The following is a 13,693-nucleotide window of genomic DNA, read 5'->3' as shown; positions in this document are numbered from 1 at the left end:
ATTCAGATTAACACGCTATTTTTAATTGAAATCCACTTAAGTAGAAACTGAAAAAACAATGATCCCAGCGCCAAAATTTGAAAAAAGTTTATTACATCCCCGCTACTGGTTAGTTTGGTTTGGCATTAGCGTGCTATACCTACTCGTCCTGCTTCCTTATCCCGTTATTTATTGGATAGGCACTCGTTTAGGCCGTTTATCCAAACGCTTTTTAAAGCAACGCGTTCTGATTGCTGATCGCAATTTACAACTTTGCTTCCCCGAAATGAGTTCAAAAGAACGCCAAGAATTGGTGGATAAAAACTTTGAATCCGTTGGTATGGGTGTTTTTGAGACCGCGATGGCATGGTTCTGGCCAGACTGGCGCATTCGCCGCTGGTTTAAAATCATTGGATTGGACAATATGCGAGCCGCCCAAGCAACAGGCCGAGGCGTTATTGTACTTGGTGTACACTTTCTGACACTCGAAATCGCAGGACGAGCCTTTGGTATGCATAACCCAGGCATTGGTGTTTATCGTCCAAACGACAACAAATTAATGGACTGGCTACAAACTCGCGGACGTTTAAAATCAAACAAATATATGATTGGCCGCCGAGATGTCAAAAGCATGATCCGCGTACTCACAGAAGGCGAAATTCTCTGGTACGCCCCTGATCATGATTACGGCCCACGCAACAGCTCATTTGTGCCCTTATTTGCCGTACAGCATGCAGCAACCACAAATGGTTCAGCGATGCTCATCAAGCATGGTAATGCATTAGTGGTACCCTTCGCTGCCCATCGCTTACCCGATGGCAAAGGCTACGAGTTGCATATTCAACCTGCGATAGATGATTTCCCTGTTGATGACAACACAGATACCGCCGCGATGATGAACAGGGTCATTGAACAAGAAATTTTACGTGCGCCAGAGCAATATATGTGGATGCACCGCCGTTTCAAAACGCGTCCAAAGGGAGAGACTTCCCTATACGGCGACTTGGATAAAATCCACCACCGCTAGGCTATGTAATTCCCGAAATCGTTGGTGTGCAGTAAATTACCCTATAGCTGTACATTTTCGAAACAACTCATATTGTAGCTAGGTGGTTCTCCCAAAATAGTTCGTGTTACAGCTAGGCGGCGAGTAAGTGGATCCCCAGGAGCGTACACAAGTACGTGACTGGGGTCCGCGAATGAAGCCAACAACGCTGCAGCACGAAATATGACGGGAGTGAAGCCAACAACGCTGCGGCACGAAGTATGAAGGGAATACATGAAGAAAAGTACTTACTGGAAAAAAAACCTCTACATCGTCTGGTTCGGCTGCTTTCTAACGGGCGCGGCCTTCAGCCTGATCATGCCTTTTCTTCCTCTGTATATCGAAGAACTTGGTATTACTGACCATGGCTCTTTGAATTTATGGACAGGTGCCGTTTTCAGTATTACCTTTCTATTTTCCGCTATTGCTGCACCTTTTTGGGGACGCCTTTCTGACCGCCACGGTCGTAAATTAATGTTGCTGCGTTCTGCCCTTGGTATGGCGATTGTTATGGTGCTGATTGGCTTTGTGCAGAATATCTGGCAACTTTTGGCTTTGCGGGCGCTTTTAGGCTTACTTGGCGGATTTGTCCCAAATGCCAATGCGCTAATTGCCACCCAAGTACCCATTAATAAAAGCGGTTGGGCGATGGGTGTTTTGGCGACTGGTGCGGTTAGCGGCGCATTGATTGGCCCACTTATCGGTGGATTACTTGCTGACCAATATGGGTTGCGTCCGGTATTCTTTATTACCGCTAGTGTGTTGTTTATCTGCTTTTTTGTCACACTTTTCTACGTCCGTGAGCGTTTTACCCCTGTTTCACGCAAAGATGCCCTAACCGGAAAACAAGTTTTTGCCTCTTTACGTAATAAAAACTTAGTTATTAGCCTATTTTTCACCACGATGATCATCCAAGCATCGATTGGTTCGATTAACCCGGTGATCACCTTGTATGTTCGGGAACTTTCAGACTCGATTGATAACCTTGCTTTTATCAGTGGAATTATTGCATCTATCCCCGGTGTTGCCGCACTGATTAGCGCCCCTATGCTCGGTAAACTGAGCGATCGTATTGGGCCAGACCGTGTTTTATTAGCCGTGCTTGCCGCCTCAATTTTTGTTCTATTTCCGATGGGGCTCGTCAGCAGCTATTGGGAATTAGGCGCTCTGCGCTTCTTACTAGGTGCCCTTAACGCCGCGCTGTTACCCGCCGTACAAACCTTAATTATTTATAATATTTCTCACCAAATCACTGGGCGTATATTTAGCTACAACCAAGCATTACGAGATGTAGGTAATGTCACAGGTCCTTTAATGGGTTCCTTTGTTGCAGCAACATACGGGTTTAGAGCTGTGTTCTTCTTCACAGCCGTATTAGTGTTGATCAACCTCATTTACTCTTGGCTTATCATTAGGAAGCAATCTGATGGTCTCAGAGCATCTCCCTCTAAAGAGTAATGTTAATGTATCCCTTTCATGCCAAAACATAACTTTTTATTATCTTTTCCACGAAAAGTTTATAAGCACAAAAAATATTTTGTAACTGATTGTTTTAAATTAACTTAATCGATTCAAAAAACATTCTTTTATTGTCAATAAAAATCCGTTATTCTGTTCCCCCTTATCGTAAGAATGAGAGTTACATCGAATTTTCATCTTAAAACTGGCTTTCTTACAATAAATTCATTCTGCTTATTAGCAATTTTATAATAATGTATGCCGAAAATATGTTTGCAACACAGCATTAACATATCAATAAAAAACAGTGATGGAGCTTCTGCTCCACATTCACAATTCGGCACAACCTCTTAAGTCACAACGTATTGGAGTTCACAGATGAGTCATTCTGCGACTAAAACTAAAACTTTTTTCGGGCATCCTTACCCGTTGAGTTCGCTTTTCCTCACCGAGATGTGGGAACGTTTTTCTTTCTATGGTGTTCGTCCTCTTTTAATCCTCTTTATGAGTGCAACTTTGTTGCAAGGTGGCATGGGGCTGCCGATTGAGCAAGCGTCTGCTATCGTAGGTATCTTCGCGGGTGGTGTTTATATCACATCATTACCCGGTGGCTGGCTTGCGGATAACTGGTTAGGTCAGCGTCGTGCCGTTTGGTATGGTTCTTTGATCATTGCATTGGGTCACTTGTCGATTGCCCTGTCTGCGTTATTTACCAATACCTTCTTCTTCGTGGGACTGCTATTGATCGTATTAGGTACGGGGTTATTTAAAACCTGTATCACCGTAATGGTTGGAACTCTGTATAAGAAAGAAGATACGCGTCGTGATGGCGGTTTCTCTCTGTTCTATATGGGTATCAATATGGGTTCATTTATTGCCCCATTAATTATCGGCCCATTACATGAAAAATACGGCTGGCATTTAGGCTTCGGTTTAGGCGGTTTGGGTATGTTGGTTGCCCTGCTTATCTTCCGTTTCTACGCTATTCCACAAATGCGTCGTTATGACAAAGAAGTTGGTTTAGATTCCACATGGAACCACCCTACCGTTCAACGTAAAAACGTCGGTAAATGGGTTACTGTTGCCATGGCTGTACTGGCTGTACTGGTGGTATTAATCAATAATGGTACCATTCCATTCAACCCTTCAGTGATCGCAAAAAGTTCTGCTTACATTATCTCGACGTGTGTGGGCATCTACTTTATTTTCATGTTCTTCTGCGCAGGTTTGAACAGCAGTGAACGCTCTCGCTTACTGGCTTGTTTGATTCTGTTAATTGCTGCGGCGTTCTTCTGGTCTGCATTTGAACAAAAGCCAACATCATTTAACATTTTTGCGCGTGACTATACCGATCGCCAATGGGGTAACTTCGAAATCCCAACCATTTGGTTCCAGTCAATCAACGCCTTATTCATCATTCTGTTAGCCCCTATTTTCAGCTGGTTCTGGCCTTCTTTGGCTAAGCGTAATCTGAACCCAAGCAGCATGACAAAGTTTGTTATTGGTATCCTATTCGCTGCGGGTGGTTTTGCGGTCATGATGGTTGCAGCTAACCACGTTCTGGCAACACAAACTGGCGTTTCACCATTCTGGTTAGTCGGCAGTATTTTATTACTGACTTTAGGTGAACTGTGCTTAAGCCCAATTGGCTTGGCAACCATGACATTACTTGCACCACAAAAAATGCGCGGTCAGGTGATGGGATTATGGTTCTGTGCAAGTGCGCTGGGTAACTTAGCAGCAGGTATCATGGGTGGTAATATCCGTAAAGACCAACTGGATTCAATGCCAGACCTGTTCTCCCACGTTTCTATCGCACTGGTTATTTGTGCTGTTGTCCTGGCAGCCCTGATTATTCCAGTGAGAAAAATGCTGCAAAACGCAGATAAAAACGAAGCAAAAGCGAAATAATATTATTCGTTATTAGCGAGTCGTCTGTTGGCGTAATAATCTCAAAAATTATTGCGCCAACCTCTCCTCAACACTGCAAATCTCATGCTACTCTTTCCTCACTTTTCTAATCATAATCAGTTATTTCCTTTCAAGGATTTTTTACGATGAGCACACTGTCTGTTCCAGTTTATTATGTCGATGCGTTCACTGATACCCTATTTCATGGCAATCCGGCTGCTATCGTTTTACTTGATGAGTGGCTTCCTGATGACAAGCTTATCGCTATCGCCGCCGAAATTAACTTATCTGAAACGGCCTTTCTGGTAGGTGAACATATCCGCTGGTTTACACCAGTGATGGAAGTCAAATTGTGCGGTCATGCGACCCTTGCCGCTGCATATATTCTGAACCAGTTTAAGCAGCACCCAGCAAACCCTATTGTATTTCAGTCCTTATCTGGTGAACTGACAGTCCATAAAAATCAGGATGGCTTCACATTAGACTTCCCTGTTTTAGACTGTGAGCCTGCTGATTTAATCCAATATCCACAATTAAGCGAGATCCTCGGTACCCCTATTTCTGAGCTGTATTTAGCCAAAGATCGTTATATCTGCTTTGTTGATTCACCAGAACAAGTACAGAATTGCCATCCAGATATGTTACGCCTTGCACAATTACCTTTGCAGGGATTAACCATTACAGCGAAAAGTACGGATAAACAAGCACATGACGAGCAATGTGACTTTGTATCTCGCTATTTTGCGCCTGCCAAAGGTGTTAATGAAGATCCCGTTACTGGTACCTCTCACTGTGTGATTGCTCCTCTTTGGGCTAAACGCTTACAAAAAAATCCAGTATTAGGCTACCAGATTTCTGTACGTGGTGGAAAAATACACTGCTTAATTGAACAGAATCGCGTCAAAATGACGGGAAAAGCAACACTCTTTTTAGCCGGAACGATTCACGTTTGATTAATCACTGTATTTATTTGTGATCAGGATTACACTTATCGGCAACATTAATGATATGTACATTAATGTTCCGGTAAGTAATTATTTTTGCCGGTTCAAGTTTTTAAATAGTGAGAATTCAAAGAAAGTAAGGCTTAAATATGCGTTCCGATGTTGATGATGTAATCAAACAAAAAATTGAACAATCTGTCACCCATGTTTCTAAAGTAGTATTCCCAACCACCACTAACCACCATAGCACCTTGTTCGGTGGTACTGCATTAGCATGGATGGACGAGGTTTCCTTCATTACCGCGACCCGTTTTTGCCGCAAAAGATTGGTGACCGTCTCCACAGAAAAAATCAATTTTACCCACCCTATCCCATCAGGCACCATCGTTGAATTAGTCGGGGAAGTGATCCGAGTTGGTCGTACTAGCCTTACCGTTAATGTCTCTATCTTTTTAGAAGATATGTACGCTGAGGGACGAGAAGAAGTGATCCACGGACAGTTTAATTTCGTAGCTATTGATGAAAATGGCAAACCAACCCCATTATTTGAACAGTAATCACGGTTCTCTATTTACCACCATTCACATCAGTAAATAAAAAATGTGCGCCCGATCATTAAGATAGAGCGCACACTATTTATATTCTCAACATCAAGCGAATGCTAAGAATGGAGAGATGCACAATAAAATTCCTGTAAAAATAATCAGATATAAAGATATGCCTTTATATTTATGCAGCATTGGGACTTTATAGACTAAATATGCTGGAATTAAACAACCCACCATTCCGAAAATTGGGCTACAGATTGATGTGAAGCTCAGCACAGGTGCGTTCAGGATAATCGCTCCCCAAGCTAATAGCACAGCAAAAATCATAATGCCGTTCTTCACCCAATTTTCATTAATGCGCTCAACAGGCATCATGCGTTGTAATATGTTCATCGCAATGCCTTGAGTTGCTTCACGAAAACCTAAGTAAACCCCAAAGAACGCGGTCATGACGGCAAAGATATTTAACATTACGCTGACAACAGTCACCCAACCGCCAGGAAAGAATTTCGCTGCGATAGCTAATGCAGAAATATTTTGCTCATAGGCTTTCACAGCTTCATCGTGACCCATGGCTAATGTGAATGATACTGCGTAGAAAAAGACAGTACAGAATAAAACAATAAATGCGATATTCATTGCACGCAGCGCTTTATAACGAGCTACTTCGCGGTTTACGTTTTGGCTACGGAATGAAATCACCATTGGACTTAATGTTTGAATAAACAGAATCGACGTTAATGTAAAAGGTAACGTGATGATTGCCTCTTTAAACAAGCGTCCAACTGGCGGCAATGAACCCACATTATATAAGTGCCACATCCCAACCATCGAAATGCCCAATGCAGCAACCACAAATAATTTAGTCAGAACCATAAAGCTTGAAAGCTTAAATAGCAGTTTTTCACCGCGAGAAGAAATGGCGACTAAAATACAAATCAGAACCAAACCATACCAAGGACTTTCAGATAATAACCCATCCGTTACGCCGAAAGTTTGCAAATAAGATGCGCTGTCATTCGTGATTGCCGTTGAATAAACAAACATCCAAATCACCAGCATAATAAAATAAAGTGCGCCAAGCAGCATTCCCCAGTTTTTACCTAGATATCCGCTGATCACACTTGGATAATCTTTACATTCTGGTGATTCCGCCAGCGTATTAATAAACAGACGCTGAAATAAATACATTGCAGGATAACCGACAACGGATGAGAGCAAAAATACCCATAAGCCCATCAAACCAACTTGCACGGGGAGAAAAACAATCCCCGCCCCAATCGCCATCCCGATACTCATAATCACCCAACCAACATCTGTGCTATCAAACTTAGTGGCAGCACGCCATTGTTCTTGTGTCATACCTGCACGAGAAGCAGCCGTAGAAGCTTTTCCATCATCGATATTATCTATTGTAGGGATAGTAGCCATAATTACTCACTTAATAATGTTGAACTCTTAAAAGAGAATTTTTTTTGTTTTAGATGCGACTTAAGTGGTTATTTATTCCAATAACCTTAATTATTTGCAGGCTATTATAATGATTCCATCATAGAGGATATGTGAGAGAAAAATTATCTCTTTATTAACCTATAAAACCCCTAACAAAGAGAATATTTTTCTCTAAAAAGAGCAATCCGACGTAAATATCTCTATCTATCGACGGAAATAATCTCTATCCGTTGTTTTTGAACGCCAAAACTATAACTCTTTGTTTTTAAAAGCGTTAGTCTTTTAATAACCCATGAGTAATTATTAACAATTTCAACAATCATCCTTTTATTTCGTGCTAAACATCACAATACGCCATGATAACCACTACTATTCTTTGCAATAATTCCGTATTTTGTATTTCTCTTGTTAATTTTCGATATAAATAACTAGTTCTCTATTAAGAGTAACATTTAATTTCCATCCATTTATCTCGTCAAAGAGAATCATTGCAGCTTATAATGAAGAAAAACATTTTGAATATTCACCCTTGAGGAGTAAAAAACTCGTTTACTCTGTATTTTCGATGGAGCGTTGATATTTATAGATTATAGAAGTAGAGTATTTAAAGCGTTGATGGTTATATCCTGTAGTTAATAACTGTTAACACCGTTTCGAGTTTATCTTGAAATAAGGATATTCATAGCCAACTTAAGATACGGAAAGCCTTATGTTACGATTATTGACCTTCATTTCTTTATTTATATTTTCAACAAATTTAACTTTCGCAGCCCCTGTTCCTCCTGAAGTCATTAAGCAAATTGAACAGCAAGCACAAAAAGGGGATGTTAAAGCTCAGGTTATGCTAGGCATTGGTTACTATGTCGGTAACGAAATTAAACAAGATTATCCAAAAGCAAAGAAATGGCTTACGATGGCGGCCAATAAAGGCAATGCAGATGCTCAACTATTTCTAGGTGATATGTATCTTAATGGTAATGGCGTTCAATCTGATTTTGAAACAGCCTATGGTTGGATTGAAAAATCTGCGAATAAGGGAAATCCTGAAGCCATAAACTATATGGGTCAATTCTATTACCAAGGTGCCGGCGTAAAACAAAATTATCTCGTGGCTTTTGAGTGGTTCCAAAAAGCAGCAGATAAAAAATTCCCACCCGCTGAATATCAATTAGGAAAAATGCTACAAAATGGCGAAGGAACTGAGTTTAATGAAAAGCTTGGTGCTGAATATATTGATAAAGCGTGTAAAGGCGGTTTAAAACCAGCCTGCCCAGAAAAAGAAACCACAAAACCTAAAACAACTAAAACAACTAAAACAACTAAAACAACTAAAAAATAATATTCTCTTTGAAAAGCGGTAATACTCCCATCATGTATTGCCGGTTTTCTACTGTCACTATTTTTATTATCTATTTTTTATTCCCGTCAATTGCGTACTCCCGCTCACATCATTTTTAATCCAATTCAGTTAATATTAATTTATTAACAATCAATATGAAAAATGGTTAAAATGTTCTAAACTTATAATATAAAAGAAAAAAGGAGATATTATGTACAATACAATTTTAGTTCCTATTGATGTTACCGAAGACGACCTCACCAAAATGTTAGTTCCGCATGTTAATGCAATGCAGAAACTAAACAATTCTACCGTTCATTTTTTAGCTGTAACTGCACCAATTTCCAATTATTTACGCTATGGCGGTACTATTTTGCCAGGTGACTTCCCAGATGATCAAAAACAGGCTGATATCATTCTGAAAGAGTTACAAGAGAAAGTTAAACTGTTCTCTATCCCTTCAGATAAAGTGCAAGTAAAAGCGGTTGTAGGTTCAGTTAAAGATGAAATTTTGGCAACAGCTGAAGATATTAAAGCGGATGTGATTTTACTGGGTTCACGTCGTCCAAGTATGTCTACCTACTTATTAGGCTCCAATGCAGCTTCTGTTGTACGTTATGCGAAAACTAGCGTATTAGTGGTTCGCTAATCCACAAGAAGGGTTAATAGCCGAAGAAAACTCTATTTTAACTCGTCGAATGGTTAGGGTTAAAGTTTGTTACACTAAAGGGCAATTCCATACAATTTATAAGCCCATTCATTCGATATTTAAGGTAAATTAGAGGCTCATAAACATTTTCGTGACTATTTCACACCCTGCTCCTCGGAGCAGGGTTTTTTATGCCCATTCAGGCATTACTAGCAGTTGGATATCACTGTTTCAATGCCGCTTTCATCACATTTTCAAAATCTTCCCATGAACAATACCCATTTTTATCAATCGGGCAATTTTTCAATTCTAGGGTAACGTATTTTGGTGGAGTTGCTAGAGAGAGGTAAGCGTTATCTCGCAACTGATCGGCGGTTTGATACACATACTCAATCTTCACATAGTCCTTTATCTCTTTTTTATCTGTCCAGCGTTGAAATACCAACTTACCGCCAATCGGTGTGTGCTCATATTGTTGAGGTAATTGATACGGTTTGAAGTCCATCGCAGACAACACCGAAGCAATATTTGAATCATGACCCACTAAGAAAATGAATTTAGCAGTTTCGCCTTTATTGACAGAAACAAAACCTTTATCCATATAACTCAAAATTGGATGCGCTACATTTTTTGCAATGATTTTCGGTGTAAATAACGTTTCTTGATAACCATTTTTTAAAGTATTTAGCTTTTGCCATTTTTCATCGCTATTGACCATACCCCATGCCACATCTTTCTCAGGGAAGCCTTCATAATATTGTAGATCAATCGCATCGACGGCAGAGTTGGCCATCTTTAACGGCCCACTCACACCCGGCTCTTTATCTGCTTCAATGATAAAGCTATTCTTTGGCGTGGCTAAGTTACACAGCTTATCCGTCGCGCACTTCTTCGAATCTTTTATATTGAGAACATTATCCAGCTCATCGTAACCCGGCTTCAGGTTTAACCCTTTAAGGTGGGACTCCATTGCTTCTAGTGCTTGTTTTTTAAATTCAGGAGAGCTATTCGTAATGATAGGATTAAACACAGGGTCCATCGTACCAATTTCTGGTTTATGATGGATATTCACTTTACAGCCTGGGAATGCCCCCGCAGTAAAGAACTGCGCTGTTGCAATAGTTCTCTGTAAGCTATTCGTGTAAATATAGATATCATCGCTGCTGGTTGGACATAATTCATTCACAAATAATTTGTTGCTATCGAGCCACTCTCTAAAATAGTGTCCCATATACACTTCAAGCGCCCCGCCTTTTGTCGTCAAATAGCCACTTTCAGCATCCCATGCGGGCCATTTTTTATCGGTTATTTCAGTCAGGATCCCTGTATTAACAATAGGAGTACGTAAATTATGACGGCTTAGAACTAAAACTTGGTCTAATTCCATATTTTGTGAATTATCTGTACTTGCAAGTGAGGGGGCTATTGGTGCGAATAACGCCGCCGATAAACACACTGTTAGCATTTTATATTTCATCAGCATACTCCTACCATGGTTTTTAAATTGATTAACATAATCAAGCAATAAACACTGCAATAAAATAAAGTATAGTGCTTATATGAATTTCGGGAACATATCCTCTAATAATGAAGCAGTTATCTTTTTTTTCTGCGATTAATATCCCAAAAATGCCCCTTAACTAAAATAGTCATCAAATATTGACATTCGCTACCCACAATTTAAGATGAATTTTCATCATAAGGATAAAATGCAATGAATATTCGGCCCGCCACTGTCGAACATTACGATGAGATCATTCATCTTTGGGAAGCTTCTGTAAGAGCAACTCATGATTTTCTGCCAGAAAAGAACATTGAAATGCTAAAAACACCTATTAGGGAACAATACTTACCTAATTTGTCTGTTTTTGTGACTTTAGATCCTAACGGCAAAATAGCAGGCTTTTTAGGTACGGGGGAGAATCGTCTAGAAATGTTGTTTATTTCACCGCTTGCAAGAGGGACTGGCATCGGTAAACAACTACTGAATTACGCCATTGAACACTTAGGTGTTAATGAAGTCGATGTGAATGAGCAAAATCCGCAAGCGGTTGGTTTCTATCAACACATGGGATTTGTTCAATATGCGCGTTCCGAACTTGATGGGGAAGGAAATCCATTTCCTCTATTACATATGCGATTAGCTAAATAGCGACAGATGGTTATAGATACTGACTGTTCATCACTGTACTCACCAAAAAATGGTTAAATACGTCATATTGACTCGGCGTGAAAGGCGCATTTAAGCTTAAAATTTCCAGCTTATGAGGTGAATATTTGGCGTTATAGCATGGGTGATGATGGATATAGTCATTTCTGACAAAGCCATTTTTTTCATAGAAATGAAGGCGTTTTCTTGCAACTTCATCGACTAATGGGTCTATCTCTAACACTATCTGTGGGTACAACTGGCACAGTGCGGTCAACGATTTTTGGCCGTAACCTGCCCCACGAATATGTTGGTCAATCGCAAAATGTTCAATATAGAAAAAGGCATCAATAACCCACCCACCGATAAACCCAACAAACTGGTTATTGTCTGTAATTTTATATAAATAATATTGTTCTAGAGGGAGCAGTGCCGCTCGCCCTGCATAAGAACGTTTTTCATGGTCAGGAAAAGAAATATCGTATAGCGCATTAATTAATTCATTATCGTGTTTATCATTTGCAGAAATTCTTACCAGTTCAACCATTCACCCTCCGAAATCACTCAAAATAATCAACTTCAAATAAGACATTCTTTAAACATAAAAAAAGCCACTGTCATTGTGTAACCTTCTCGGTAACGTCAACAACAGTGGCTTATATTACTTAATTGACAGCGAAATTACTGGCTTTTTTCAGCTTCCTCTTTGGCTTCTTTCGCTTCAACATCGCGATACCAACGTGGGTGATGTTTCTTCGCCCAGCGACGGCTAACTTTACCTTCAATCATTCCGTCAATAGAGCCCTTAACCCAAAATGCCATATACATGTGGATTAAAATCGCGTGGATCAGAATAATCGCCGACAATGCGTGGATCAAAATACTCCAACGCACCATCCAGATTGGGAATAAATGGGCAAAATAAGGACGCCACATGATAATCCCGGTGATCAAAAGTACAAAAATCATACTCATGATACTCCAGAACATCATTTTTTGACCGGCGTTGTATTTGCCCACATCAGCCACTTTATGTTCGTTACCTTTGAGAACTTGAACAATATTCAGTAGCCAAGGAACATCTTTTCTATCTGGAATATTGTGTTTTACAAAGCGCACAAACATAAACATCAGCACGACGAAAATAAGCACACCGAAGAAAGGATGCAAAATTCGTCCCATTTGTGGCGTACCGAAGGTTTCAGTCAGCCACTTCAAGGTTGGGAAAAACAGTGCAATACCCGACAATGCGACTAAGAAGAAGCTGATAACCACTGTCCAGTGGCACGCTCGGTCTATAAATTTAGTCCGAACGATCATTTTGCTCTTTTTACTCATGGTCATCTTTCTCCTCTTCATCATCCACTTCTTTGTTTGGACCAATACCCACATAGTGGAAAATCAGCCCTGCAAATGTGGCGATAAAGCCCGCTACCGATAATGGTTTCAGGATGCTTTGCCATAGATTAATTGGGGTATCAATCTGTGGATCTTTTGGTAATCCGTGGTAAAGCTCAGGTTTATCCGCATGATGTAACACGTACACCACATGGGTTCCCCCAACGCCTTCAGGATCATAAATGCCCGCTTGGGCATAACCACGTTTTTGCAGTTTTTCAACACGCTCCGCGCCATATTCCAGCATTTCGTTTTTAGTACCAAAACGAATTGCACCTGTTGGACAGGTTTTCACGCAAGCTGGTTCTTGTCCCACTGCTACACGGTCAACACATAACGTACATTTGTACACTCGATTATCTTTTGGATTTAATCGAGGAATGTTGAACGGGCAACCCGCGATACAGTAACCACAACCAATACAGTGTTCCGATTGGAAATCCACAATACCGTTAGCATATTGAATAATCGCACCCGCAGATGGACATGACTTCAAGCAGCCAGGATCGGCGCAGTGCATACAGCCATCTTTACGGATCAGCCATTCCAATTTACCTTGTTCACTGACTTCGCTAAAACGCATCACCGTCCAAGATTTGGCACTTAAATCGGTTGGGTTATCGTAAACCCCAACGCAGTGCCCCACTTCATCACGGATATCGTTCCATTCCGAACATGCCACCTGACAGGCTTTACAGCCGATGCAGGATGACACGTCAATGAGTTTGCAGACTTCAAATTTATCGTCACGCGCCTGTGGTGGAGGCGTAATGCTATTGGTCGCGGAACGTTTAATAATGTCTTGAGATTGCATGGACATA

General features: G+C 40.6%; 13 protein-coding genes. 8 read left to right on the top strand and 5 right to left on the bottom strand.

What is annotated here, in order from left to right:
• Positions 1-58 precede the first annotated feature (58 nt).
• The 5 genes from LDO73_RS06200 to LDO73_RS06180 all read left to right on the top strand — a co-directional run bounded on the left by LDO73_RS06200 (position 59) and on the right by LDO73_RS06180 (position 5,894).
• The gene (locus LDO73_RS06200) at positions 59-1,006 is read left to right on the top strand and encodes a Kdo(2)-lipid IV(A) acyltransferase (RefSeq protein WP_224060657.1); all 948 of its coding nucleotides are present in this window, start codon (positions 59-61) and stop codon (positions 1,004-1,006) included.
• 252 nt (positions 1,007-1,258) lie between these two features.
• Positions 1,259-2,482 carry a multidrug efflux MFS transporter MdtG gene (mdtG, locus tag LDO73_RS06195; protein ID WP_224060656.1) on the top strand — a complete coding sequence of 408 codons (1,224 nt, stop codon included), beginning with the start codon at positions 1,259-1,261 and terminating at the stop codon, positions 2,480-2,482.
• Positions 2,483-2,860: 378 nt separating this feature from the next.
• Positions 2,861-4,393 (top strand): peptide MFS transporter, encoded by a 1,533-nt coding sequence (locus LDO73_RS06190; RefSeq protein WP_224060655.1) that lies wholly within the window; start codon positions 2,861-2,863, stop codon positions 4,391-4,393.
• A 146-nt stretch (positions 4,394-4,539) separates the two neighbouring features.
• Complete coding sequence (locus LDO73_RS06185; protein ID WP_224060654.1) at positions 4,540-5,346, top strand: PhzF family phenazine biosynthesis protein; 807 nt, start codon at positions 4,540-4,542, stop codon at positions 5,344-5,346.
• A gap of 140 nt (positions 5,347-5,486) precedes the next feature.
• The gene (locus LDO73_RS06180; RefSeq protein ID WP_036951567.1) at positions 5,487-5,894 is read left to right on the top strand and encodes an acyl-CoA thioesterase; all 408 of its coding nucleotides are present in this window, start codon (positions 5,487-5,489) and stop codon (positions 5,892-5,894) included.
• Between the two features lie 93 nt (positions 5,895-5,987).
• On the opposite strand, the gene LDO73_RS06175 is transcribed toward LDO73_RS06180, so the two are convergent.
• Complete coding sequence (locus LDO73_RS06175; RefSeq protein ID WP_224060653.1) at positions 5,988-7,316, bottom strand: amino acid permease; 1,329 nt, start codon at positions 7,314-7,316, stop codon at positions 5,988-5,990.
• A 730-nt stretch (positions 7,317-8,046) separates the two neighbouring features.
• On the opposite strand from LDO73_RS06175, the gene LDO73_RS06170 reads away from it, so the two are divergent.
• Together LDO73_RS06170 and LDO73_RS06165 are read left to right on the top strand one after the other, a co-directional pair.
• Positions 8,047-8,676, top strand: a complete 630-nt coding sequence (locus LDO73_RS06170; protein WP_224060652.1) for a tetratricopeptide repeat protein — start codon at positions 8,047-8,049, stop codon at positions 8,674-8,676.
• Positions 8,677-8,887: 211 nt separating this feature from the next.
• The gene (locus LDO73_RS06165) at positions 8,888-9,325 is read left to right on the top strand and encodes a universal stress protein (protein ID WP_224060651.1); all 438 of its coding nucleotides are present in this window, start codon (positions 8,888-8,890) and stop codon (positions 9,323-9,325) included.
• A 223-nt stretch (positions 9,326-9,548) separates the two neighbouring features.
• Here LDO73_RS06165 and agp read toward each other — a convergent pair whose 3' ends face one another.
• Complete coding sequence (agp, locus tag LDO73_RS06160) at positions 9,549-10,802, bottom strand: bifunctional glucose-1-phosphatase/inositol phosphatase (RefSeq protein WP_224060650.1); 1,254 nt, start codon at positions 10,800-10,802, stop codon at positions 9,549-9,551.
• Between the two features lie 237 nt (positions 10,803-11,039).
• Between agp and LDO73_RS06155 the strand changes: the two genes are divergently transcribed.
• Positions 11,040-11,477: a GNAT family N-acetyltransferase gene (locus LDO73_RS06155; protein WP_224060649.1), complete on the top strand. Its 438-nt coding sequence runs from the start codon at positions 11,040-11,042 to the stop codon at positions 11,475-11,477.
• A 10-nt stretch (positions 11,478-11,487) separates the two neighbouring features.
• On the opposite strand, the gene LDO73_RS06150 is transcribed toward LDO73_RS06155, so the two are convergent.
• The 3 genes from LDO73_RS06150 to fdxH form a co-directional block, all read right to left on the bottom strand.
• The gene (locus LDO73_RS06150) at positions 11,488-12,021 is read right to left on the bottom strand and encodes a GNAT family N-acetyltransferase (RefSeq protein ID WP_224060648.1); all 534 of its coding nucleotides are present in this window, start codon (positions 12,019-12,021) and stop codon (positions 11,488-11,490) included.
• A 134-nt stretch (positions 12,022-12,155) separates the two neighbouring features.
• Positions 12,156-12,812: a formate dehydrogenase-N subunit gamma gene (gene fdnI / locus LDO73_RS06145; RefSeq protein WP_224060647.1), complete on the bottom strand. Its 657-nt coding sequence runs from the start codon at positions 12,810-12,812 to the stop codon at positions 12,156-12,158.
• Entirely contained in the window at positions 12,805-13,692 is an 888-nt protein-coding gene (gene fdxH, locus LDO73_RS06140) for a formate dehydrogenase subunit beta (RefSeq protein ID WP_181478355.1), read from the bottom strand. The genes fdnI and fdxH overlap by 8 nt, the downstream gene beginning before the upstream one ends.
• Between the last annotated feature and the right edge of the window lies 1 nt (position 13,693).

Source organism: Providencia alcalifaciens (assembly GCF_915403165.1).
Classification (GTDB): Bacteria; Pseudomonadota; Gammaproteobacteria; order Enterobacterales; family Enterobacteriaceae; genus Providencia; species Providencia alcalifaciens_C.
This window is presented reverse-complemented; position numbering and strand designations above follow the sequence as displayed.

Coding starts and splice junctions, on each gene's coding strand:
- LDO73_RS06200 (WP_224060657.1), top strand. CDS start 59: ATGATCCCAGCGCCAAAATTTGAAAAAAGTTTATTACATCCCCGCTAC.
- mdtG (WP_224060656.1), top strand. CDS start 1,259: ATGAAGAAAAGTACTTACTGGAAAAAAAACCTCTACATCGTCTGGTTC.
- LDO73_RS06190 (WP_224060655.1), top strand. CDS start 2,861: ATGAGTCATTCTGCGACTAAAACTAAAACTTTTTTCGGGCATCCTTAC.
- LDO73_RS06185 (WP_224060654.1), top strand. CDS start 4,540: ATGAGCACACTGTCTGTTCCAGTTTATTATGTCGATGCGTTCACTGAT.
- LDO73_RS06180 (WP_036951567.1), top strand. CDS start 5,487: ATGCGTTCCGATGTTGATGATGTAATCAAACAAAAAATTGAACAATCT.
- LDO73_RS06175 (WP_224060653.1), bottom strand. CDS start 7,316: ATGGCTACTATCCCTACAATAGATAATATCGATGATGGAAAAGCTTCT.
- LDO73_RS06170 (WP_224060652.1), top strand. CDS start 8,047: ATGTTACGATTATTGACCTTCATTTCTTTATTTATATTTTCAACAAAT.
- LDO73_RS06165 (WP_224060651.1), top strand. CDS start 8,888: ATGTACAATACAATTTTAGTTCCTATTGATGTTACCGAAGACGACCTC.
- agp (WP_224060650.1), bottom strand. CDS start 10,802: ATGAAATATAAAATGCTAACAGTGTGTTTATCGGCGGCGTTATTCGCA.
- LDO73_RS06155 (WP_224060649.1), top strand. CDS start 11,040: ATGAATATTCGGCCCGCCACTGTCGAACATTACGATGAGATCATTCAT.
- LDO73_RS06150 (WP_224060648.1), bottom strand. CDS start 12,021: ATGGTTGAACTGGTAAGAATTTCTGCAAATGATAAACACGATAATGAA.
- fdnI (WP_224060647.1), bottom strand. CDS start 12,812: ATGAGTAAAAAGAGCAAAATGATCGTTCGGACTAAATTTATAGACCGA.
- fdxH (WP_181478355.1), bottom strand. CDS start 13,692: ATGTCCATGCAATCTCAAGACATTATTAAACGTTCCGCGACCAATAGC.